We start from the raw sequence: 22,904 nt of genomic DNA, 5'->3' as shown, positions 1-22,904 counted from the left end.
CCCTTCCTCGCATCGACAGACGATGACCTGAAAACCGACGTGCCTCTAAGGGCCGGACAGCTCACCCACTACACCTGCAGATCCACCGAGGAGCTCCCGCACAAGAGGCGTCAATTATGTTATTCATTTGCCATGAAGTCCTACGAAAAGATGAAGAAGCAAGAGGCTGCCGCGGCGCTGCAGGAGTTTCTCGATGAGCGGCCGCACGCGCTGGAGCATCTGACCCGATATCTAGCTGAAAGCTCTGAGGGTACTGTCAACCTCGACGGGACAGTAGAAAGCCTTACCCCCCTCTGGCGCTGGGTGAAATCCGTGCTCACGGAACGGACGGCGGAAACTCCTGGACCGGAGACCTCCACCAACCCCACATGGCTTCGGTATGGTATCGGCACAGAACCGATCCTGTCGCCTGACTCAATTGCGGTCATCGATGGGGTCATTTCCTACCTGTGCCGGGTCGTGGAGCAAGGAGCCCCCAAAGCCCGGTGGAGGGTCGGATACAACCGAATCAAGTCCTACATGTGGCAGAACCACCCCGTGCTGGCGAATGATAACGAGGAGGTACCTCTTCCTGACCTCGTCCCAGGACTTGCCAGAGGACAGGCCAGCGGGGGGCTCACATCGGAGGACGACAAGCTCACTCGCACGGCCGCGGCGGTCATCCGGCGGTTGAATGGTACAGACGAGGACACAGTCGCTGAAGATGAACCGCTTATCGAGGTCGAGGACCTGGGCGAAGACGAGCTTCGCGGACGGGAGCTTGAGGTCTCTTTGCGTGAGGACATCGCGCACGAGTACTCCCGGGAGGTGGACGGGCTGCTCAAAACCCTAGTAAAGGAAGAAGGAATTACGGGCGCCTTCCGTGAAGACCGCGAAGTTCTCCTCGTCAACACACCCAGCTGGAATACTGACCAACTCCAACAATGGATCACGCGTTATATCGAAGATAATTTCCGCAGGTCAAAGCGGCGGTGATGCCACAAGAATTGTCCTGATGACATTTGAAGCCAACAGTTACAGAGGAGCAAGCCGGCAGGAGGCAAGTGAGCGGGCGCGGGTAGATGCTGAGGTTCCCAAGGCTGGGCACCTACCCATGTGACGGGGGAGGCCGTCGACTCGGTCGAAAAGTACTACACGGATGCCACCGGCAGCGTCGTGAGGGTCGACACGTACGCTGGCATCCGTGTTGCCTGGTCACCTGAGTTAAACAAACCGGTGCCGAACGTCACGTACAACGTGGTGGCGAAGGTGGACGGTGGAGCGGGCCGACAGCACAGCTTCGGTGCTGAGTACCTCATCAGTTGTCTTAGGCCAGGTCCTGGTCGTCGAAGGTCTCGCGTGCCTGTTCGATGTTAGGCATGTGCTTTGCAGCCCATTCCAGGAGCACGTCGATGGGGTGGCGAAGTGTCTTGCCCAATGGTGTGATGCGGTACTCGATCGCCACGGGGCGCGAGCTTAGCAGCTTGCGTTCGATGATGCCGTTGCGTTCGAGGCGTCGCAGCGTCGCCGTCAGGGACTTCTGCGACACCGCGGGGATTGTGCGCCGCAGTTGGCTGAACCGGCACGGCTGCTCGCAGAGTTCGTTGAGCACGCTCAGTGACCACTTGTCGAGAACTTGATCGAGCAGTTCCCGGTGTGGGGCGCTGATCTCCAGCGGGTCAGTATGGCTAGTGGTATCCGGCATGAAACCTGGTCTCATTGAAGTGTCCGACATCTACCTGGTATCAAAGATATACCAAGTTCGTCTCTCTTTCCTAAGGAGTTTCATGTCTGTTCAGCGTTTCAGCCCTGAAGGCCTGATGCAGCCCACCCCGTACCACCATGTGGCCGTCGGCACCGGTACGCGTCATGTTCACGTTGCCGGGCAGATCTCGCGCCTTGCCGATGCTACGCCCGTCGCGCCCGGCGATCTGGCCGGTCAGGTTGCCCAGGCTCTCCGTAATACGGCGACCGGTCTAGCCGGCGCTGGCGCGACCTTCGACGACGTGGTGCGTTTGACCTTCTACGTCACCGCCTGGGCTCCGGAGAAGATCACCGCTTTCATGGAAGGTATCGAAATTGTCGCCGCAGAGATCGGACTGCCCACGCCGATGCCGCCGACATCGCTGATCGGCGTCGAGTATCTTTTCGAGCCCGACGTGCTTGTCGAGATCGAAGCAACCGCTGTTCTGGATTAGCAACAGGAGGTGCCCCGATAGGCCAAAGCCTTGCAGGGCACCTCACAGGCAGGCTGACGAGCCTGACACTCGTGCGGGCCTCTCACAGCAATCAGAGTTTCCGTGCAGGCCTCTGCGTACTTCGCACCGTTAATCACGTCACAGTCGGCTCAGGACGAGCGGCGGGACGAGACCCATCGGGGTTCTCATCCCGCCGCTCGTGCCTTGTCGGCATCGCCTCACATGATTCGGTTGCTGCTTTGATGTACGGACCAATACCGCAGGAATGTTTCCGCAGGTTGAAGCCTGTTGCGGCGAACGCTCGCGCGGATGGCCCCGGCACGTGGTTGTCCTCCGCCGGGACTGGCAAGTACGGTACCTAATGATGGCGAGTGCTGTTCACCACCGCGTGTGTCGTCCCATCCACCAGGTAGGCGACGGCAGCGCCACCGGCGTAGGCCAACAAATCCACGGTTCCGAACGTTGTTCCAAGGACCAGCCGAAGGGGTGGCCAAAATTCTCCGAGTTCGGCAGGAAGACCAGTGAGCTGGAACAGCTCGATCAGCACACAGACCGTAAAGGCTGCGGCTGCAATCAGTACCTTGGACCTCGACGGAATCAGGATCGCCACGAGAACATAGACTAGGACCGCGTACAGGCCATCACCGGCAGGGCCGGTCCACGCCGCATTGCTGAGCGTGCGAATGCTCAGCCCGAGCACAACGCTCATGAGACCGGCGATGCACAGCAAGGCCCGCCTGATTCCTGAACGTCCTGGTTCGACGGAACAGCTCACAGCCCAACCACCGCCGTTGTTCTAAGACAGATCATTGCCCCGAGCCCCCACCGTCGAAGCTGCCCATCACCCTCCCCAACGCGGACCCGCGAGAATCTTCGCACTCAGCCTAGCTCAGTGCTTTGTTGCGATACACGAGTCGGCCGATGTTGGGGGAGCCCGCCCGATCGGCGGGGCAGTTCGGCTTCTTCGGTTCTGGCTTTCGCCGGCCCTAGACCTGGCTGACATTGTGACGGTTCTGGGCCAGCGGGAGATAAGGTTTCCGTTCCCTGGTAGAGCCGTGGCTTGATACCACCAGCGCGCGCTGAAACCAGTGACTCCGAACGCTGAAGTCCCTCACAAACGTCTCTCAGGGGACTCGAGGCTGAATTAAGCTCGTGCACCGCCTGTCCGGGCTGCTTCTCTCCTTCGACCCAGCAGCCGGCTGTCTACTGAGCGCCGCCCTAGGGATCTATGGTCGCTTCTTCGTAAAGGGCTCGTTCGTTGGCCTGCAGGCTCGACCGCCACCTGCATCGAAGCGGCTGTGCGGCGCCGGCGCGCTGTACTGCCGACAACGCTGCTTAGCTACAGCACCGGTTCTCTGTCTGCCGCTCGAGAAACGTCCTTACGCGTCAAAGTGCGTCCGGACTCTCGGGTCCTCCGATAGCGAAGCGACTAATGACGCGGCGATGTCCCGGAGTTTGACGTTTCGCGTACTGGAAGCGATTGTGAGGATCTTTATGGCGGTCTCCTGACTGCAGCGGTTCTGCGCCATGATGGCGCCGGTCGCCACGTCGATGGCAGTCCGGGATTCCATGGCAGCAATGAGGTGGGCTTTCGCCTCGGCCAGCTGGCTGATCCGCACGGCCAGGCGAAGTGCCTTAGAGGCATGATACGAATACGTTTCGACCATGCTGATGTCCTCACCGGTGAAGCCATGGGACCGGGTGGAGTATAGGTTCAGGCCGGCTTCAGCTTCGCCCGCAAGGAGCAGCGGCACGGACAGGCTGGATCCTATCCCCGCCTCCAAGGCGGCCGCAGTGTAGGCGGGCCAGCGGTCGTCGGAAGCCAGATCAGGTATATGCACGACGACCTGCCGGCGGATCGCTGACAGGCAGGGCCCATCGCCACTACTGTATTGGGTTTCATCCAGCCGGCTGGCCCTTACTTCGCTGCTGGCCACCGTCACTGGCTTCTTTCGCTGAATCAGCGTGATGCTGCAGAGGGCAGTGGCCGGGTCGGCCAAGGTGACGGCGGAGAACTCGGCTAGTTCGTCCAGCATCTCCTTCACACCCTGGGTTTGCAGCACTAGATCCTGCAAGTGGTCGACGACCAGATCTGGGGAGAGCGGATGTGTGTCGTCGGCCATGACTGGGCTCATTCCTCATTTGGCCCCGACAACGACCCTTGACGGGGGCACCGGAGGACTGCCAAGCAGCGCGTGTGGCTGTCCCCCGAGTATGCTCCGCTTCTGCTGCGAGAACCAGCAGGTCCCGCTGGCTGACAACCGCCCAGGCTATTGTCGAAGGCCCTCCCATTCCATATGGGGCAGCGCGGTTTGTCCGCCACCGTCCTGCCAGGGCAGATCTTCAGGTCAGAACTACGTCGCCCCGCGGCTCCGGGACGAGAAGCCGTCCACCGTGTGCGACCTCGAAGCGGTCACCGCGGCGATGCATGTTCGCTCCGAGACCTGCCCAGGGACGTGGCGGCGCCGAGGCAATCGCGGTTCATCCTCCTGCCGGGCCAACCCAACCGCTGAAGTCGCCTCCTCCTCTGCCGCGTTGATCGTCATCCTTCCCGCACCGCAGACAGCGCTTGTATAAACTCCCGTCTTCGGCGTGTTCAATATGCCATTCGTGCCGAATGTTCAGCTTGCACATTAGGGCCTGTAGCATGGCCTTTCTCCGATCCACCGAGCCGCTGCTCTGACAATTCAATAATGGCCTTTAGTACTGCCCCAGGAAACTGATGAATTCCGAAGCGGGGCAGACGACTCCTCCCGATGGCCGTTGCGCGGTCCCTTTCGCGCGGCGCCACTACCCACGGAATCAGGAGTTCGCGCCGGCCTTCCATGGTCCCGGGGTACGTTTGCAGTGATAAACCAATCAGAGCGGAGACTCCGCTGGAAAAGATCGCCGCCAAACGACGCTACTTGAGGCTGATTCTTCTGATTTAGATGCGCGTTTCGTTCGCCCAATGAAGCCGGGCAGCAAAGACCGATAACCTATCCTTCGTCAAGCTGAGGGTGAGGAGGGTAGAGGTCGACTTGCCTGCGGGGGATGGAGCACCTGTTCTCTGGACAATCAGAGAGGCATGGCTATTTCCGGCAAGCTGATCCTGACATAGGCTGAAAGCACCACAGCTGGAGATGCGGAGTAGGGCCCGATGAGTACAAGGATGATCCTTACCGGCAGCGGCCCTGGCCGACCGTCTGGCAGTCGTGTCATTCCTGCCCGCAGCATAAGCAGAGCGGCCGGGACGCAAAAATGAGCATTTCCGTCCGCCAATCGAAGGAGAATCTCGTGTTGCTTTGGATAGCCATCATTATCGCAGTTCTCTGGCTTCTCGGCCTGCTCGGCAACATCGGCGGCGGGCTAATTCACCTGCTTTTGGTTATTGCCGTGGTCGTTCTCATCTTCCACTTCATCCGCGGCAGGTCCCGCGCCTAAATTCGAAACCCTGTTCTGCTGCGGCGGACGCCGATAACGGAGATTCCATCAAGCACGCGACGATCAGGAGCTAGGAAGACGTTCTTGCGGGGCCGATTGATTCGCGGAGGATGAGCTCCATTGGAGTGAGCGTCAGCCCGGTAACGTTGGGTTGCTCGCCGCGGATCCTGGAAACCAGTTCATTCATGCTTCTGGCGCCCAGTGCTTCGAGGTCCATGTGCACCGTGGAAATGGACGGGATGAAGTACTTCGATTCGGCCATGTCGTCCCAGCCGAACACGCTGACGTGGCCGGGCACGGTGATGCCGTGCTCATGCAGGGCACGGATCACGCCCATGGCCATGGTGTCGTTGGCCGCCACCACCGCCGTGACAGCCGGGATGGCAGCTATTTCCTTCCCGGCAGCGTAGCCGGAGGCCGAGGACCAGTCCCCGGCTGCGACGCCCAAGGAGGTCAGGCCGAGCTGGGCAATGGTTTCCTCGTAGACGGCCAGACGGTTGCGGGCGGATGGCCAGGCGGCCGGTCCGGCCACATGGAAGAAATTCCGGTGGCCGAGTGACGCCAGGTGTTCCACGATTTTGGCCTCAGCGGTGCCGTCTGCCAAGCTGCCCCGGGCGCGCATCCGGTTGTCGTACTCACCGGCCACCACCATGGGAACGTTTGGCGCTTCGTCCGGGGATGAACCGAGCTTGGAGGGCCGGGGAACGAAGGACAGGATGCCTGCAATGTCGTCGCCCGAGAGCAGCCCCTGCAGCCGGCGGGCACGGGTCTCCGCAGTTCCTTCCATGGCCACGACGTCAATACGGAAGCCGCCGGCGTGCGCGGTCTCGGCTGCACCGTTAAGCATCCGGAGGGGGAAGTACAGGGAGGCCTCCGGCACCACGACAACGATGCGGTACAGCTCGCGGGAACGCAGGGACCTGGCGGCGAGGTTGGGCGTGTAATTGAGCTCCGACAACGCTTTTTCAACACGTTCCACCGTGGCCGGCTTGAGCTTGGCCTTGTCCTTGAGGTAGCGGGACACGGTCTGGTGCGACACTCCGGCCAGGTCCGCCACGTCATAGATCGTGGGTGCCTTTGACCGGCCCGGTCCTACTACTGATTGCACCATGGTGGCGTCCCCTTCAGATTTTCTTCCTGCGGTTGTCGCGGGAGGGATCCGGCTCCAGCTTAATCCCTCCCGCTTTGCCGCGGCCCGTACGCGCACGTCGCTAAGCGTCTTGGGGGTCAGGCCTGCGTGCCGGAGTCCCATTTCTGCAGCATCCCGCACATGCCGAAGATCTGTTGCGGGCTCGCCGGTGCCGTCCGGGAAACGGCTGCCTCCTTGAAGTGGCTGAAGCGGCCCTCTGCCAGGTCGGCCAGCCATTGTTCTGTCCGGGCGGCCTCGGGGGCGATTCGTTTGTTCCAGAGATCCTGCCATTCCGGGACCCGGGACCGGACGAGCCGGACGGCGTCGCGCTGGAACTGATCGACGGCGTCGAAGTCACCGGCCAGCGCGGCGTCCTTCAGCCGCTGGTAGCCGGCCAGCGCCGCGTCCCGGCGGGTGCGTGCAGCATGAGCCAGAGCTTCCGACGCCGGGCCCGGACCGCCGTCGAGCGCTGCGGTCCGGGCGTACCGCTCCGGGTCGGCGATAATGTCCGCCTCGAACGTGAGCACGGCGTCGCCCGCCTCGGGCAGCCCGCCGTTCTGCATGATCGCGAGGACGTCGAGGTCCCCGGTATTCACGATCCGGTGGATCGTTCCGGGGCTGAACCAGAGGAGGTCGTTGGGGGCCAGGTCGTGGGACTCGTAGCGTGATGAGGTGACCGTTTCCACGCGTCCGGTTCCCGCCAGCACCAGGTAGGCCTCGGTGGAGGCTGTGTGCATGTGCGGGGAGCCCCCGCACACGCCGTCGGATGCCTCCCAGTCGTAGACGCCGAGCTTGGTGAGTGCCACCGCGCCGGGGAACGGTGCCTTCTGCCGGCTCGCCGTCATGCGTGCGACGCCACTTTTTGGTGCTGCAGGGAAGCGGCGGCGGCGGCACCTGCCAGGGCGTCGAGCCGCTCGGCGTCGGAGTCGCCGTCGGCGATCACCACGGCGTACCGGTTCTTCATCGTCGCGCCGTCGGCGAAGGTGACTTCCGCGCTGAAGAACGGGGCGGGGCCGAAGCAGGCGAAGGGCTCGGACCGGGCAAACCACTCCGGCGGGTGCTGGGCGTTGGCGGTGTCGTCGGCGATCAGCACGGTGGAGAAGCGGCAGCTGTCATCGTGCTGGCCCACGAACGCGAGCCACGGTCCGCGTGTGCCGCGCAGCTCTTCGCCGGTGGCCCCGCCCGGCCCGGCGATCCGGCCGCCGGCGAATTCCCGGGGTCCGCGCCAGAAGAGTCCGCCGTAGCCGGCGTTCTCGCGGCCCTCGGTGGTGGGGGAGCCGATCTGGATGTCGTGGCCGGAGACGTTGGTCATTTCAGTTTCGAAGACAAGCGTCCAGGAGCTGCCGGGGGCGCCGGGGCTGATCTGGATGCTGCGCGTCTCATCCACCACGTGTTTGCCGTTCTGCGTCCACCAGCTCAACGCGTGCGTGAAACGGAAGGCGCCGTCGTCGACTCCGGCGTCGAGGATGCGTTCGTGGCGCATGCTTCCGTTGTTGGGGAGCCATTTGTAGTCTTCGCCGCGGCGGTAGCTGGGGCCGCCCCAAAAGTTATCCTCACCGAAGTGGGGGAGGGACCAGGCGATGCCCTTGTGCCATACATGGTCCCAGGGCCGGTAGACGCTGACGGTTTCCCCTGCGGTGGTCCGCAGCGGATGAAAAAACGGCCGCGGCGATTCGCGCTGTTCGTCGGTGGCGTCGTAGGTGTAGGTGGCGATGTCCACGTCCCCGAGCGCGACGGTCAGGGACTGGCTGTCATCGCGCCAGGTGAGTGCTGCTGATGTCTTCATGCGTTGAGTGCTTCCTCTTGTTTCCAGGGTTCCAGGTGGCCATCCATGCGGGTGAAGAACGGGCTGGCTTCGTCGATCTGGCCTCGGGCCACAGTGGTTCCGCTGACACTGGACGCGTAGATTGCGGCGGCCAGTTCCATGGTGGCGTAGGCGTCGGTGATGGAGACCGGAGCCGCCTCGCCGCCCTGCAGGCTACGGATGATCGCGGCGTACTGGGCCGCGTGTCCGCTGGGCTTGTCCTCACCCTGGGCCCAGAGACCGACGACGGCGTCCTGGCCGGGTGCCGCTACGCTCCTGAGTGGTGCGATGCTTGGGGTCGAGGCAGTAAGCGCAGCGCCTTCACCAAAACCCACGCCGCCAAGCACCGCAAGTTCACCAACCCCCCACGCCGACAGCTACATACCGGCACCGCCACTTCCCATCGAGGAAACTTCCCCAAAGGTCAAGGCCGACTTCGACGCCCATCTAGCGAGGGTGAAAGAGGAAATCCGAATCAACGGCGGCCAGATAGTCGGCGAAAAAAAGGCGACGTACGAACCCGCGCCAGAAAAGGACACCGGAAAGAAGGGTGGGGAGCTATCCACCATGAGCTTTCCAAGCGGATGCGGCCTATACCTCATCGTCTATTTCAACTATCACTCTGGCACCTATAGCGACGTCGTCGGATCCTCAATGACATCCTGCACTTACAGTGTCTACTACATAGGAATGGACTCCGTCCTCAACAAATATGACACCTTCTGGCTTTGGTGGGATGACGTGGACTGGGACTCCAATGGCGCGTATTGGGTCAGTAGCCTCACAACGACCACCAACTTCCTGTGTACCACAGGCAACTACAGCGGCTTTTCCGGATCGACGTCCGGCCAGCTGTACAGTGGCGGCACGCGGTATACGGCAGCCGTCTACGATGGCGACTACTATTGGAACTGCGGAAACTAGCATCTGTGGTGGCGAAATCGCTTTGGGATCTCGCCACCACAGTCGAAGATGGGCTACCCCAGCAGGCCAAACTGGCCAAAGAGCCAGGTCGACCGAGGCGTAGGCTGTCGATATGAACGACTCAGATGATTCAGTCGAGCCCCTGCAGTCTCTGCCGCCAGGGATGGCCTGGAGATACGCTGAATATATGCCTGCGGATCCGGATGCTGTTTTCTCTCCAGTGACCAATGTTGGCGGATACGACGACCTGCTCGAATATTTCCAGGCAAGGGGGCTTAATTTGCCTAGATCTGAAGATGGACTCGCTGCCATCGATGAACTCATAAACGCCACCAGCGACAAAGAATCGCTAGCCGACCTTGCCCGACCCATAGGCATGTTCTATGGAGATGTCATCACTCACACCATTCCCGGCGCGCATTGGGAGGTGATTCGGGAAGAATACCCTCGGGTTCGAATCACGACGAAATCTGCCGTTGACGTCGTCCGAGTTGCATTGGGCCGCCTTTCGGCTGCGGAACCCACTCTCCTCCAAAACTATTTCCACGTTCGGGAAGCAGTGGAGAAAAGTGGGTAGCCCTTCACGCTAACCGTACGAAGCCAAGCTTGCCGAAACGGTCGTAAGTCTTACAGGGCAGCTGGGTGGCACCTATCGAGCATGGGTTCACCGCCATCTTGAAAACTTTCAAACAGTAGGCGGGGGTGACGAGAGCCTAGTTTGAGACGGAGGACACCACCTGGTGGGCCCAGCGCGGTACGCACGATTACTGAAGTAAGCTGCTGCCAGCAGCGTGTTGCGTGTGGGCAGGACAGCTGCTTGCCGCGGCCCAGACGATAGTCTCTTCTGGCATCCGATTGTCCTCAATTTCGTGGGGGCGCCAGCCGGAGGACGTGACCTATCCGCAAGTGGTCTCCGATTAGACTGCAATCCCAACGCCAAACGGGCTCAGATTAGATTGACATTCTCAGCCGAGGCGTAGCCCATGTCGAATTGTCCGAAGCCCTTCTGGTACAGGTACAGCGTGAAGAACATCGTTGAATCAGAGGGGCCGCCGGTGCCTCCGGAGACAATGAATGCCTGCGTGAAGGACTGAAAGGCGCCTACGATCTGCAGCACGAGGTTGAAGAAGATGATGGGGCTGAGTAGGGGCAGCGTGATCCGGAAGAACTGCGCTGCCTTGGAGGCGCCGTCGACCTGTGCCGCCTCGTAGTACATGTGCGGGATCTGCCGGAGGCCGGCCAGGAAGATGATCATGGGGCTGCCGAACGTCCAGACGTGCAGCAGGATGATGCTGCTCAGTGCCGTACTTGGGTCTGAGATCCAGCCTGGGCCCTCGATCCCGACGAGGGCGAGGAACTGGTTCACCAGGCCCGTGGTGCCGAAGATCTGCTTCCACAGGATAGCGACGGCAACGGATCCGCCCAGCAGGGACGGCAAGTAGAAAACGGACCGGTAGAACGGAAGGCCGCGGATGCCGCGGTCCAGCACGATTGCGATGAGCAGCGCTACGGCAAGCTGCAAGGGGACGCCGACAAGAACGTATATGAAGGTGACCTGCAGTGAGTTCTGCAGGCGAGAGTCCTCCAGCATCCGGGTGAAGTTTTCGAAGCCTACGAGATTCGGTGCCTGAAGAAGGTTGTAGTCGGTGAAGGACAGGTACAGCGATATCAGCATCGGGCCGAGGGTGATGGCCACGAGGCCCACGAGCCACGGTGAAAGGAAGACCATGGCCGCTTTGGTGTCCCGCGCTTCACTGCTGAGGCCTTTGCCTTTGAGTTTCCCGAGCTCAGACAGGGCGCTCACAAGCCGGCCCGTTTCTCGTGGCACTGATTCCGGGCCCCAGCCCGGTGGGCGCATGCCAGTAGAAGTAGATTCATGGGTTCCTAACTCGGAAAGGCCCAGCCACGCCAGCGTGGGCAGGATCCATTCCGGAACGCAGGGAGAGAGCGGGAAGTGTGAATGGCAGGCCCCGTTGTTGCTGCGATGGAGCTCGGGTTCCGTATGCCAAATAGTGATCGGTAACACAAGTATGGTTATCGATCACTTTTCTGTCAAGAACCGCGCCAGCATTGGGGGAAAGCGGATTCCTAAATCGGAATTTTTGTTGACAGGTTCCCGCGGCTGTGTTTTGTTGGACAGCCCTTGCCGCTGTTACGTCGCCCACTAGGCTGCCTGACGCGAACCACCCCTCGGCAGCCGCCTGGGCCCCTACCTCACGTCAATGCCGGGCTCTGCGTCGAGGGCTAGAGACTACGAGGGTTGCTGATCTGGAGGACTAGCCTGGGACTGCATGCGGTCGTGTTTCCCGCTGCAGCGGATGTAGGGCCAGCGGACATGGACGCCAGCGAAGCCTCGGCTGATCGTGGCTGGCGCAACGGAGTCTGCGTCTCCACGGCAATCTGGTCCCGCGTTACCTTGGGATTCCCACCGTTACGGTGCCCAGGGGAACGATGCGTGATAAGGGGATGCCCGTCGGGTTGACCTTCGCAGGACGAGCCTATGACGACTCACTCCTCCTCTGTCTAGTGATGAGTCCGTGGCCAAGTCGTGTTGAGTTTTGCCGGGAATGGAACCGGGGACGCCGATGTGAGCGTTGTGGGGTAGAGGTGGCAAGCCCACAACCCGGCACCGCGAGGCCCGCGTGCTCCGAGGCAGAGCAGGCCCGCGGTTCTGCTCTGGGCAAGCCAGTTCCCGTGATTGGGTTATTGCATGACAGAAACGCATGCGCCGATGTTGGAGATGCTGTGGGAAGCCAGCGACCCCAGCGATGCACTCGAAACCCGGTTCGGCTTCCGCGACGGCGCTGAGGCCTATCGCTGGGTTGTAACCATGTTGGACAAGCACTGGGGCGTTCGGGTTGATTCGTGCGACCGGATCGTTATCAGTGACTCCAACGCGTTGGCCTGGGTCGGTACGTCGTCCGGGCGGATGCTCATGAAGTGGTCGGTTGTGCCAGCACGTTTCCCGCGTCTGGCGGCCTTAGCGCGGCTCACGGCCTGGCTTGAGGGGGAGGGTTTGCCGGTCTCGGCGCCAGTTGCCACTTTGGACGGCCGCGTTCAGGTCGAGGCCGATGGTGCTTCGCTCGGCCTACAGCGTGAGATTGACGGCGACATCCTGGACACCAACCAGTCCCGCCAGGTTCGAGCGGCTGGCGCAGTCCTAGCTCAGTTGCACGACGCACTGGCCATGTACCCCGCGGCTGATCAGGTCCCCGGGCTGGCCGCCCCGTCTACTAATTTGGCGGACCAGATCAACGGCTGGCTCGACTCTTGCCCCAAACATGCACCCGCCGCGGCCTGTGACACCCTGCGGCGTCTGGTCGCCGATGCGCATCCCAATTCATTGCCAACGCAGCTCGTCCACGGCGACTACAGATCCGCGAATGTCTTGTGTGCCGTGCCCGGCATCGCTGCTGTCATCGATTTCGAAGAAGCCCGATTCGATCATCGGATCGTAGAGCTGGCGCGATCAGCTGTCATGCTCGGCACGCGGTTTCGGGACTGGGGTCCGGTGTCGCCTGAGGTTCGCGCGACATTCCTGGACGGGTACCAATCCAAACGACGACTGACTTCCCAAACGACGACTGACTTCGGCGGAGGCTAGCTGGTGGGACGCCCTCGTGCTTTGGTGCTCTTTGCTGCTGATCCCCTCCGGCCAGGACCCGACCGCGTGGGGCCAAGCAGCGCTGAGCCAGCTGAGGGAACTCGGGGCGGGCGCGAGGGCTTGAGGCCGAGATATGGCCCTTCCGAGCCGTCCTGAAGGTCCTTGCTGACGGCGGACCCTGCGCTGGCGCGGCTCCGCAAACTGTACACGGCCAGCTTCCCGACACGACCCGAGGAACACGCACCCGACACAGACGCACCCGGCGCCCTAAGGACCCAGCGGACCCGGCCCCGGACACTCACGCGGCAGCGGCCCGCTGGCCTGTCCTCGTGCAATACCTGGAACGAGGCCAGCCAGTGTCTCCGCCACAGGCACCCTGCGTCCAGGTGTTCGGGAGTCCGTGCGTATCGTCTCCTGCGGCATTTCGAAAAAGTGCTGGCGGACTAATGCTGCCTGGTCTCTTTACGGCTGCTGTCGAATCCTCCGCCGGAGGGATGTGCCCAGTATTGATGCACATGCAAGTGCAAGCAGTGAACCGATTGAAAAGAACAGCCATGTGCCGACATGTTGACGTTTCTGGATTCTTCGACGATGGCACCGTATTCAGGGTGGCGGGGGTCGTAGGTTACCTGCACGCTGTCACCGATCTTCCATTCGCATGGGTAGACGTACAGCTCAGACCTTGCCTCATGCCGGGTGCCATCGACGGTGAACTCTGCGGTCGATTTGCAATGGTCAAGCCATCCGCTGCCAGTCCGTCGAATCTTATTCAGGTCGATGTCAACGACCTGTCCCGTTGTCACCACCTTGTTGAAGCCGGGCGCGAGGTGTTCCGCTACCGATGGAGTTGTCAGCGACAACAGAACAAGACCTAGGAACAGGAAGAATCCGGCCACGACCCTCAGTCCGGTCTTGGCCTTGGCCTTGGCAAGATGTTCTCGAGGTTGAATTTGAGCCGTCCACCCGGTCCCACTCCAGTACTGCATTGAGTCTGGATAGTACGGCGACGGATACCAGCCGGGAGGATGCATTTGTGTTTCCTTAGTGCTGTGAATTGGAAGATCGCCTTCGCTGCGTTCGTGTGCCCGTGATCCCGCGTTGTCACGGCTGAAAATACCCGGCCGCTGCTTCGTGCGGGGGCCGGGAGCGTTCAGGCGTGGACCATGGAAGACTGTGTCGCTGGGTGACCGACTACGTGTCCAGTCATTCCCTTCCAGATGGGCGCATTAGGAAGTACTGCCTGAACGGCGGCCTCCGCCTTGGTCACACGCTCCGCATCAGTCAGCGTGATGACCGGAGCTGCCGATGTCGACAGCGTCGAAGCGGACGGCGTCGAAGTCTCCCCGGCTTTCGGGGGACACGGTCACCGCGCAGCCACCGGGAAGCAGCCCAACAAAGGCGAACAGGCGGGCGCTGTGTACCGCGAAGTAATCATGATCTCACTCTACTGACGCGGTCGCCGTCGGCCGGCCTCGGTCCAATCGTGGCAGCAAAGTGGCCAGCTCTTGACCTCCACCTGTAGTCAAGCAGGTCCTCGGCCGTCTGTGGCGCAAAAGGGGTGTGCATCATTGTCCACGCCGTGTCCACGTGTTGCATGGATCTTTGTTGCCCCTGCCCGTACGCCACGTGTTCTGTGTGACATAACTTCCCCTGGTTTTTGCGTTCCTTTTGCTGCGTGGCATGGTCGGGCCGCGCATCCGAAGCCTCGGGCCATACTCCCGCCATGGAATGCGTGGACTGCGCCAGGGCATCAACTGCAGGCGGTGTTCAGGTCCGGTCTCCAGCCGTCGCCGTTCTTGCTGTGGCCACTCAGGCGTGTCCATGACCGCGGTCGTGGATATGGACATGACTACGTGAGGACGCTGGTCGATCGTGGCAGTCCGGCGCGGTGGCTTCCTTGATGTCATAGCCTCGCGAGCCGCCACCGGTCCTGCCCTCCACGTCAGCCTGGGATCAGTGCCGGGAAATCGACCGCGGACGCGTCGATTTGTTCTCCGAAATCTCCGGGGCATCGGCTACGCGCTGATTCCAGACCGACAGTCGCTTGCGGGGCGCGAGTTAATCGCGCCTATGGACCCAAGCGCCAGCCCGCGCCCTGAGCCCTCCTGCCGCCGAGAACTGCCGCGAAGATGCGTTACAGGGGCTGTTTCACATTGGAACAGTGTGTGCTGGGCCGCGCCCCTACTGTGGATGCAGATGCCGTGGCGGCCATCACATTGGTCGCGCCACGGCATTGTATGCAAGGTACCTTGCCCCGCTGACCTCCCAGTCTGTTTCAAAGGAGAAACCCATGACTAGAAGCACATCGTCGCCGCCCGTGATGACCCCTCGTCGAGCCGCGACCGCAGGACTCCTCGGCAGCGCGCTCGAGTACTACGACTTTTTCGTGTACGGAGCCGCGTCGGCCCTCGTCTTCAACGTGCTCTTCTTGGCCTTGTCGGCCAAAGCCACCCGCTCCAGATACTGAAGGGACCAGCTCTTGGCGGCGTTTCGGTCAAAGCCTTTGAGCCGGCCGAAGTGGGTCATGAGCTCGATGACGTTTTCCTTCTTGTACAGGCCGCGCTCCTCCGGCAGGTACCCGAGCCGGCCTCCGTCCTCGGGGCTGAAGGATTTGCCGTTGATGTGCAGGACACCGGCCGTCGGCTTATAGATGCCCAGCAGGGCACGGATCGTGGTCGTCTTTCCGGATCCGTTGCTGCCCAGGAAACCGAACGTCTCGCCGGCCTGCACATCGAAGGACAAATTGCGGATGACTGTGCTGCCTCCGAAATCCATTCTGAAGCCCTCTACATGAACCAATGCCGCGCCCATGATCGTTCCCTTGCTTGCCGGATAATCTTCCGAAATCGAGCCTATTCCTGCATCTTCGGACACCGCTTCCGTGCTCGCACTCACCGAAGCGTTGTGGACGTTATTAGTTGTGGACGTTATTAACGGAGAAATGCCGTCCCTCCAGTCCAGCTCAGGATGCACCGGGCTGAAGCCGGTAGCCCGCTAGAAGTCGTGACGGCAACCGGCTACATCCTGAGCAAGGACGATAACCCTCGACCTTAACCAGCGCCGCGGAGGACCTTCGAGCTCCGCCTGCCCGCGGCCGGCCAACTCACGGGGCCCCGCGGACTACACCCAGGCCCCCAGGCTCACCACAACTTTTGACCCCACAGACTGACGACCGTTCCGTGATTTTCGGGCTGAGGAACAGCCGAAGGCGGCCGATCTCCTGTGTCTGCGGTGATCCTGTGTACCTCACTGCGGCCGGCAGGGGCCACCAAGAAATGACTCGCTGGGTTCACGCCATTCTTAGTCGGACTCGGGTCCACGGCCGTGCCGCGTGTGCACGCGTCCGGTTAGTCATACGCCAACCTGACGTCAGGAGGCATGTCAGATTGGGGTGGTGATCGCACTTAATTGACACCTGACGCGAGAGGTCTTCGTCCGTGACGGCGATACTCTCGTGGTGCACAGCATGGACCGGCTCGCCCGGAATCTTCACGACCTCCCGGCCTTGGTCCAGAGGCTCACCAAGAAAGGTGCCCGGATCGAGTTCCTCAAGGAGAACCTGACCTTCACAGCGAGGACTCACCCTTGGCAAACCTGATGCTCTCCGTCATGGGCGCCTTCGCCGAATTTGAACGGGCCCTAATCGGTGAACGCCAGCGCGAAGGAATCACCCTGGCCAAGGCACGCGGCGCATGCCGGCGACGCAGGAAAGCACTATCGCCCGACAGGGCCAGGGAGCTTCTGGAGCGACCCGCCGTCGGCGAACAGAAGACAGGCCTGGCCCGTGAATTCGGCATCAGCCGGGAAACTCTCGACCAGTACCTGAAGGCAGACGGCTGAGGGGCGGCAGGGCCGGTGAAGACGACTTCGGAAGACGAGGCGCAGGAGGCCGCCTCTAGGCCAGGGTTCGGCCGAGGCAGCGTGAAGATCCTCCCGCAAGCTCCGTGCGTCCTCGCGCCAGAAGGCGGTCGACCGGGGTCGGTCGTTAGGACTCATCCGAGCGGGCCGGCCCCGCCCGGCTCATCACTGGTCCCGGCGGTGTCGTCTTGGTCGGAAGGCTGCACCGACGAGGACCAGGACCCCTGCGGCACTGGCCCAGGCGAAGTTGTCACCGCCCACCGAGTACCAGGTGCTGGTGCCCTCCGTCGGCACCGATGCCACCAGGGTTTGCGCCTCGGCTACGAAGTAGTCGGGTTTGTGGCCCAGAAGACGACCCTGCGAGTCCGTGGCCAGGGAGATGCCCTGGCGGGTGGGGCGGACCACGGCCGCGCCGTTCTCGACGGCACGGAACGGCGCCTGTTGCGCGTGCCAGGCGGCGACGCTGTCCCAGTCGCTGGAGGGCAGCAGGAGGATGTCGACCCGTGCGGCTCCCGCCTGACGGACCAGATCGGGGAAGAAGTCGTCCTGACAGATGATCGTGGCCAGGCGCCCGTAGGGCGTGTCGACGGTCGGGATGATGCCCGGGCCGGGGTCGTGTCCGTCGCCGGGTGTCGGCTTGGACTTCTGGTAGTCCCACACGACTGCACCGCTCGGGTCGAGCAGGACGGCGTGGTTCTCGTTCACCGGGCTGCCGTCGGCGGAGCCACCCGCGGCCAACTGCACGATCATCGAGACCTGCAGGTAGACACCGTGCTCGCGGGCCAGGTCCGCAGCCCGGGCGACGACGTTCGTCTGGTCCTCCTCCAGCGTCCGTGCTGCAGCCTCCGACCACGTGACGATCCTCGCGCCGCCGATGGCCTCAAGCTCCGACCGGTCGAACAGCTCATCGAGCACCGGTGTGAAGTGCTCGTCCCGCACCGTGGCCCGTTCGGCCGGACTTGCCGCGCTGAGGTCTGGCGCGCTGTAGGCCAGCTCGGACAGGTGCCGGTCGGGCGCCAGGGCGGCGACGCGTACGGTTTCCGCGCCCGGCGCGCTGAAGGCCAGCCGGGCCCCACCGAAGAGCAGCGCGGCAACGGTGACGGCCGCGAACAGCCCGATCGGCAAAATCACGCCAGAGCCTGACCGTCCTCTCTCCCACACCTCGTTGGCCACCGGCGCGAACCAGCTGACCAGGAAGGTCAGTCCCCAGATGCCGGTGACGGACACCAGCTGCAGGAGCGGCAGCCCGGCATACTGCGAGTATGCCGTGCTGCCGGCGGTCCCGAAAGGGCTGCTGATCGTGCCTAGGAACTCAACGGTTGTCACCGCCGCAGGGAACACCAACGTGCGGGGGACGCCAGCCAGGCGGGGCGCCAGGATGCGGTCGACGGCGAACGGCAGCGCGCCGCCCAGCCCGAGGGTGGCGACGAAGAGGTAGTATCCGAGTCCGTCGACGACCGGGAAGAAGCCACCCCGCAGCGCGACGAACAGGGCACCCGACATCGCCAGCACCAGGACCGGACACCCCACCAGCAGCCGTTGGCTGCGGGTGAAGCGCAGCAGGAAGACGGGCGCCAGCCAGGCCGTCAACGGGATGAGCGTCTGGAGGGTGGCGAAGGGCAGCAGTGCGGTGCCGACGACAAGCCAGATCCACGACCATCGTCCGCGGTGGAGGGATCCGGGTGAGCTCTGCTTGCGGTGGTTCCCGCCAACGCGTGGCGGGACGCTCCCAGCAACGAGCCTCTTCATGGTGACTCCTCGCGATGGTGTTCTCGGGAACGCGTGCGCCGAGTTCTTTGGCACAGACAAGTCCGTCAAGGTCGGCGGCACGTCGACGGCTTCGACTACGACGCGACCATGCTGCCCGTAGGTGGCGGCACACACATGATGCCACTGCGGGCGGTATTGCGGTAGGTCCTGAGGAAGGGACTTGGCGACGAGGTGACTGTGCATCTAACGCGCCGGGTCGCGTGAACATGTCGGGCTGCGGCAGCCCCACGACCGCCAGTTTCTCAGGCAGGAGTGCACCTATGTTCGGCCGGGCGAAGCGCCGTGTAGCGTCCCGTAAGAGGGGGATACCCCGGCCAATGGAAGCGCTGGCTCGGCGCTTCCCAAATAAGCCTCCTTCGCGAGATCCTGATGCCACGCTCGACGGCGGCCGTTCGGCCGTCTGGTTTACCTCTGGCTGCCTTTGCCTCGCCGCTCCCACGGTCCTCATCTGTCGGAAGGCCGGCTTTCGCCCGATCAGGGTTGCATTCCCATGGACCGCTCATTCTGGGCCACTTTGTGCGAGCGACTCTTGACAGTCCGGTCGCTACCCTCATTGAAGGTGAGTCGGACGACTCACCTTCAATCTAATGAACGCAGCACCTGCCCTAGGAGGAAGCAATGTCGAAAGTATTCATTCATGCGACCGTGACCCTGGATGGATTCATGGCCGACACGGACGGAGGGGTCGACTGGATGAACGGATTCCCGTCGGCCCCCGGCGATGAAGACGTCGTCGGACGTGTTATCCAAGAACTCGGCGCCGTAGTTGGAGGCGCCAACAAGACGCAGACCATAGAAGACGGAGAGGTTCCCTACGGGGCCGAGGTCAAGGTGCCGGTGTACCTGATGACCCACAGCGCTCATGAGCCGATCGAGAAGGACGACGTCACGTACACCTTTGTTGTCGATGACATCACAGAGGCCGTTGAAGCCGCCAAAAAGGCGGCAGGGGACAAGTGGGTCAGCCTCCTCGGAGGCAGCATCTCGAGACAGTGCCTCGAACTCGGACTCGTCGATGAAATCCAGCTGCACGTCGTGCCGGTCCTTCTCGGGGAAGGGATCTCGCTCTTCGCCGGGCTGAGAGAGCGCGTCAAGCTGGAACGTGTCGAAACATTGGCATTTGCCAGCGAGACCCACCTCCGGTACCGCGTTCTTGCATAGATGACGCCTGACGGCACCGCGTCAATAGGAGTTCACTTTCCGTCGTCGCGCCAAGTTGCAGCGGGGGCCAATCGTCGACGTCGCGGAGGAGCTGCCGATCGTGAGTCGAGAGCACAACCGCCGCTTGCGTTGCCTCGAGCGCGTCGGTGAGTTCGTCGACGAGCGCGAGTGAGCTTCTGGACCCGTTTCTACGCCGCCGAATTGCCTCGCGAGACTGGAACAATGCCACCCTGATGTACGTTGCAACTCCATAGGGCAACAACACCGGAAAAGAGAACCAGGCCCATGGCAACCGATTACGACGAAGTACGTTCCGAGGTCAAGGAATCGCAGAACAAGTCGCTCGAGGAGCTGCAATCCGCGAACGCCCCGGATGCCAGCAGCGTCGTCCGTGAGCTCGATGGAGCGGATGCGATGGATGATGCCGTCGTCCCCGGCGGAGAGTTTGTCGCCGAGGAACTGGTCGTCCAGATCATCCCCCAGGCAGCAGACGAATTCACCTGCTACTCCTGTTTCCTGGTTCGACACCGCTCGCAAATCGCCCGCGAACAGAACGGCCACGCTTACTGCGTCGAATGCGAGGGCTAGCGGATTCTTCGTAGCGGGCCATCCGCTTGCAGAATTCCAGAGTCCGGCAACGGCAGCCGCGATTGATGACATGCGGAACGGGCCCGGGCCACGCCGGGGTCGCGTTGCTTGCGCCTACATGGTCCACCGGGAACCGGCCGGGGGTGTTGAAACGCCGATATCCTGCCCAAAGGCTCAGGGCGTCAGGTAGGAGTTAGCTGGCAGCCATTTCGTGGGCGAAATCCAGGGACTCCACAGCAGCCGGGCGAAGCCGCGACAGCATCTTGGCGCTGGCCGCCTCCACGAATCCATGGAACAGTGCTTTCTCTTCCGCGAGCTGTTCCGGGTGCCACTGCACCCCCACGCAGAAGCGTGCGCCGGGATGCTCAATTGCTTCGACTACCTTGTCTTGACTCCACGCGGTGGCGATGAGCCCTTCGCCAAGGCGGTCCACGGCCTGGTGGTGTGAAACTGGAACGGCATCCAGTGCGGCAGCCCCCAGGAGCCGGCCAAGCAGGGAATCGGGCCGAATGTCGACACGGATGCCATTGAACTGGTAGCCGCCCAGCTGGTAATGCCCGGTTCCCAGGACGTCGGGCAGGTGCTGGTGCAGGGTGCCGCCGAGCGTGACGTTGAGCAGCTGTTCACCCCTGCAGATGCCGAGAAGAGGAACATCCTGGCGGATCGCTTCGAGGATCAGGGCGGCTTCCCACTCGTCGCGTTCCGGGCGGGGAGAGTCCGTTTCCGGATGCGGCTCCTGGCCGTATCGGGTCGGATCCACGTCCCATCCACCGGGAATGACCAGCCCGTCCAGCCTGCTGACCAGGTGCTCGATCATGTCCCCGGCCGTGGGCTGCGGCGGTAGAAGGATCGGAACTGCGCCGGCGTCAAGGATAGGCGTGAGATATTTTTCGGGGAGGAATGCGGCGCGCACGTTGCCGCAGCCGTCGGTGCCGGCCTGCTCAAGATATGTGGTCAGGCCAATGATCGGCTTGATTGCGGTGTCTGCGGCGTTCATGCACATGTCCTTCCGGGAAAACTCCTACTGCAAGGCTACGAACGGCATGTGTACTCCGTGTTACAGGGCCGTCACTATTGCGTATCCATGCCAGGCCGCCACCAGTTCATTGCCGCGGCAGGGACTGACGGCATCCTGTTCCCACGCAAACCGACGCTGGCTGTGTCAAATCAGATCGGTCTACAGGGACCCGCAGCACCCTTTGAAATCGCAGGCGGGTCATGCGATTTTCCGATTTCAGTCGATGAAAAGGGTCTGAAGGGAGGGTGAACGGCCAGTGACAGAATTTGAGTCCCGTGCTTGTGCTGCAACATCAGGATCCACGGCACCGGGGCGACACCGCCTTTCCGGGTCATCAGTCCTCCCCATCGTTCGGCCTATCGGCGTGGCGCTATTGTCGTCATCTGTCGTTGTGCTCCCTCAAAAGCCGGGGGACAAGGACGCCCGGTTCGAGCCGACGCGGCACACCCGAACGGTAGGAGATTGCTTGCTGCGAGATGGATGGCGGAGGGCGGACAGGCGGGTTTCGCGCCACGCGGCCGCGGCGTACGCTGGGAATCCGGCAGCCGGGCGCAGAGACCACGGCGACCCTCGATACGGCCGCTCTACCCCTCCCGGAGCAGCTCCTCAGGGTCCGTTCGTCCCTGAACGCAAGGATCCACAACGAAAGGGCAGGGCAGATGAAGACGCTGGTAGTGGTGATCATCGCCGTCGCCGTAGTTCTCCTCATAGTTGGCTTGGCCGCCAAGACTCTCGGCTTCCTAATAGGGGTTGCCCCGCTCCTGCTGATGGTGATCGTCGTGCTACTGCTGGTCAATCGCTCCGGTGGAAGCCGCATCCCGCGCTAGCAGTGGGCGGTCCGGAGCACACAACACGGATCCCCTTTTGCCCGGGGTGGCCGGAGGGGCAGAACGTCCCTGACAGCGGGGAAGCGAGGCTCAGGATCGCCTTCGGCACCAATCCCCGAAGACAGTCGGACAGGTTCGGGGCCTCGGTCGCTCTGTTCTTCCGTAGACCTGCGACGTAGCCTGAAGTCACTACACGGAGAAGGCCGAAACTGAAGGGGAACACCATGACGATTCCGCCGCAACGTGAACCAGCGCCATTCCCGCCAGATACTGATCCTGTTCCGGGATCGCCGGATCCGACGTCGCCTCCGGCGCCGGCACCGCCACCGGTTCCAGAGCCAGCCCCTGATTCTCCGGACCCGACGTCCCCCGTGCAGCCGGACCCGACGTCCCCCGTACCTGAGCCAGGACCACCAACAGAGGATCCCACCCACAGATCCTGAGGGACGCGGCCGGGAGCCCGGAGTCTCTACCTGACGCGCCAGTCGTCCTGCTGGCGCTGTGTGTCCCCGCCCACTTCCAATTTATCGCGCATAAGGGGGCTTGCAGCAAGGCCCCCGTCATGCCTCAAACTGGCTCGGACGTGCCTGGACGAGGTGCACCGCAAATAGTTGGAGAGGC

General features: G+C 62.5%; 20 protein-coding genes and 4 pseudogenes. 12 read left to right on the top strand and 12 right to left on the bottom strand.

The features are described 5' to 3' along the window. The first annotated feature begins 132 nt into the window (after nt 1-132). Complete coding sequence (locus tag J2S97_RS21255) at nt 133-975, top strand: hypothetical protein (protein WP_307051921.1); 843 nt, start codon at nt 133-135, stop codon at nt 973-975. Nucleotides 976-1,306: 331 nt separating this feature from the next. Here J2S97_RS21255 and J2S97_RS21250 read toward each other — a convergent pair whose 3' ends face one another. Next, nucleotides 1,307-1,684, bottom strand: coding sequence for a winged helix-turn-helix transcriptional regulator (locus J2S97_RS21250; RefSeq protein WP_307051920.1), 378 nt, complete (start codon nt 1,682-1,684; stop codon nt 1,307-1,309). A gap of 82 nt (nt 1,685-1,766) precedes the next feature. Between J2S97_RS21250 and J2S97_RS21245 the strand changes: the two genes are divergently transcribed. Further along, complete coding sequence (locus tag J2S97_RS21245; protein ID WP_307051919.1) at nt 1,767-2,177, top strand: RidA family protein; 411 nt, start codon at nt 1,767-1,769, stop codon at nt 2,175-2,177. A gap of 358 nt (nt 2,178-2,535) precedes the next feature. Here the strand turns inward: J2S97_RS21245 and J2S97_RS21240 are convergent, their stop codons facing one another. Both J2S97_RS21240 and J2S97_RS21235 read right to left on the bottom strand, forming a co-directional pair. Further along, nucleotides 2,536-2,907, bottom strand: a complete 372-nt coding sequence (locus J2S97_RS21240; protein WP_307051918.1) for a ribosomal maturation YjgA family protein — start codon at nt 2,905-2,907, stop codon at nt 2,536-2,538. Between the two features lie 649 nt (nt 2,908-3,556). Further along, nucleotides 3,557-4,300, bottom strand: a complete 744-nt coding sequence (locus tag J2S97_RS21235; protein ID WP_307051917.1) for a GAF and ANTAR domain-containing protein — start codon at nt 4,298-4,300, stop codon at nt 3,557-3,559. Between the two features lie 1,153 nt (nt 4,301-5,453). Between J2S97_RS21235 and J2S97_RS21230 the strand changes: the two genes are divergently transcribed. Then, on the top strand, nt 5,454-5,600 hold the full coding sequence (locus tag J2S97_RS21230; RefSeq protein WP_139362912.1) for a lmo0937 family membrane protein: 147 nt from the start codon (nt 5,454-5,456) through the stop codon (nt 5,598-5,600). A gap of 70 nt (nt 5,601-5,670) precedes the next feature. On the opposite strand, the gene J2S97_RS21225 is transcribed toward J2S97_RS21230, so the two are convergent. The 4 genes from J2S97_RS21225 to J2S97_RS21210 all read right to left on the bottom strand — a co-directional run bounded on the left by J2S97_RS21225 (nt 5,671) and on the right by J2S97_RS21210 (nt 8,868). Continuing rightward, complete coding sequence (locus J2S97_RS21225) at nt 5,671-6,711, bottom strand: LacI family DNA-binding transcriptional regulator (protein WP_307051916.1); 1,041 nt, start codon at nt 6,709-6,711, stop codon at nt 5,671-5,673. Nucleotides 6,712-6,827: 116 nt separating this feature from the next. After that, nucleotides 6,828-7,574, bottom strand: a complete 747-nt coding sequence (locus J2S97_RS21220; protein ID WP_307051915.1) for a cupin domain-containing protein — start codon at nt 7,572-7,574, stop codon at nt 6,828-6,830. Then, nucleotides 7,571-8,515, bottom strand: a complete 945-nt coding sequence (locus J2S97_RS21215; protein WP_307051914.1) for a DUF6807 domain-containing protein — start codon at nt 8,513-8,515, stop codon at nt 7,571-7,573. The genes J2S97_RS21220 and J2S97_RS21215 overlap by 4 nt, the downstream gene beginning before the upstream one ends. Beyond that, a complete protein-coding gene (locus J2S97_RS21210) occupies nt 8,512-8,868 on the bottom strand; it encodes a hypothetical protein (protein ID WP_307051913.1) in 357 nt (118 codons plus the stop codon). Before J2S97_RS21210 ends, J2S97_RS21215 begins: the two co-directional genes overlap by 4 nt. Nucleotides 8,869-8,989: 121 nt before the next feature. Between J2S97_RS21210 and J2S97_RS21205 the strand changes: the two genes are divergently transcribed. Continuing rightward, complete coding sequence (locus J2S97_RS21205) at nt 8,990-9,457, top strand: hypothetical protein (RefSeq protein WP_307051912.1); 468 nt, start codon at nt 8,990-8,992, stop codon at nt 9,455-9,457. Between the two features lie 112 nt (nt 9,458-9,569). Beyond that, nucleotides 9,570-10,034, top strand: a complete 465-nt coding sequence (locus tag J2S97_RS21200) for a DUF6278 family protein (protein ID WP_307051911.1) — start codon at nt 9,570-9,572, stop codon at nt 10,032-10,034. A gap of 390 nt (nt 10,035-10,424) precedes the next feature. On the opposite strand, the pseudogene J2S97_RS21195 reads toward J2S97_RS21200, so the two are convergent. Next, nucleotides 10,425-11,261: pseudogene (locus tag J2S97_RS21195) on the bottom strand (carbohydrate ABC transporter permease); the annotation flags it as partial. Nucleotides 11,262-11,726: 465 nt separating this feature from the next. On the opposite strand from J2S97_RS21195, the pseudogene J2S97_RS21190 reads away from it, so the two are divergent. After that, nucleotides 11,727-11,983: pseudogene (locus J2S97_RS21190) on the top strand (amidase); the annotation flags it as partial. Nucleotides 11,984-12,167: 184 nt separating this feature from the next. Continuing rightward, nucleotides 12,168-13,061: a phosphotransferase gene (locus J2S97_RS21185; protein WP_307051910.1), complete on the top strand. Its 894-nt coding sequence runs from the start codon at nt 12,168-12,170 to the stop codon at nt 13,059-13,061. 443 nt (nt 13,062-13,504) lie between these two features. Here J2S97_RS21185 and J2S97_RS21180 read toward each other — a convergent pair whose 3' ends face one another. Then, the gene (locus J2S97_RS21180; RefSeq protein WP_307051909.1) at nt 13,505-14,092 is read right to left on the bottom strand and encodes a DUF3592 domain-containing protein; all 588 of its coding nucleotides are present in this window, start codon (nt 14,090-14,092) and stop codon (nt 13,505-13,507) included. A gap of 258 nt (nt 14,093-14,350) precedes the next feature. Between J2S97_RS21180 and J2S97_RS21175 the strand changes: the two genes are divergently transcribed. Further along, nucleotides 14,351-14,512, top strand: a complete 162-nt coding sequence (locus J2S97_RS21175; protein WP_307051908.1) for a hypothetical protein — start codon at nt 14,351-14,353, stop codon at nt 14,510-14,512. A 976-nt stretch (nt 14,513-15,488) separates the two neighbouring features. On the opposite strand, the pseudogene J2S97_RS21170 reads toward J2S97_RS21175, so the two are convergent. Then, nucleotides 15,489-15,872, bottom strand: a pseudogene (locus J2S97_RS21170) (ATP-binding cassette domain-containing protein); the annotation flags it as partial. Between the two features lie 619 nt (nt 15,873-16,491). On the opposite strand from J2S97_RS21170, the pseudogene J2S97_RS21165 reads away from it, so the two are divergent. Continuing rightward, nucleotides 16,492-16,901, top strand: a pseudogene (locus tag J2S97_RS21165) (recombinase family protein); the annotation flags it as partial. Nucleotides 16,902-17,084: 183 nt separating this feature from the next. Here the strand turns inward: J2S97_RS21165 and J2S97_RS21160 are convergent. Beyond that, nucleotides 17,085-18,668 carry a nitrilase-related carbon-nitrogen hydrolase gene (locus tag J2S97_RS21160; protein ID WP_307051907.1) on the bottom strand — a complete coding sequence of 528 codons (1,584 nt, stop codon included), beginning with the start codon at nt 18,666-18,668 and terminating at the stop codon, nt 17,085-17,087. 639 nt (nt 18,669-19,307) lie between these two features. Between J2S97_RS21160 and J2S97_RS21155 the strand changes: the two genes are divergently transcribed. Beyond that, nucleotides 19,308-19,850, top strand: a complete 543-nt coding sequence (locus tag J2S97_RS21155; protein ID WP_307051906.1) for a dihydrofolate reductase family protein — start codon at nt 19,308-19,310, stop codon at nt 19,848-19,850. 285 nt (nt 19,851-20,135) lie between these two features. Further along, entirely contained in the window at nt 20,136-20,438 is a 303-nt protein-coding gene (locus J2S97_RS21150) for a DUF4193 domain-containing protein (protein ID WP_307051905.1), read from the top strand. Nucleotides 20,439-20,631: 193 nt separating this feature from the next. Here J2S97_RS21150 and J2S97_RS21145 read toward each other — a convergent pair whose 3' ends face one another. Then, complete coding sequence (locus J2S97_RS21145; RefSeq protein WP_307051904.1) at nt 20,632-21,435, bottom strand: gamma-glutamyl-gamma-aminobutyrate hydrolase family protein; 804 nt, start codon at nt 21,433-21,435, stop codon at nt 20,632-20,634. A gap of 680 nt (nt 21,436-22,115) precedes the next feature. On the opposite strand from J2S97_RS21145, the gene J2S97_RS21140 reads away from it, so the two are divergent. Further along, on the top strand, nt 22,116-22,283 hold the full coding sequence (locus J2S97_RS21140; protein ID WP_307051903.1) for a hypothetical protein: 168 nt from the start codon (nt 22,116-22,118) through the stop codon (nt 22,281-22,283). The last annotated feature ends 621 nt before the right edge of the window (nt 22,284-22,904 follow it).

The organism is Arthrobacter oryzae (genome assembly GCF_030812315.1).
Classification (GTDB): Bacteria; Actinomycetota; Actinomycetes; order Actinomycetales; family Micrococcaceae; genus Arthrobacter; species Arthrobacter oryzae_B.
Note: the sequence above shows the minus strand (reverse complement) of the source record. Positions and strands in the feature narration are given on the sequence as shown.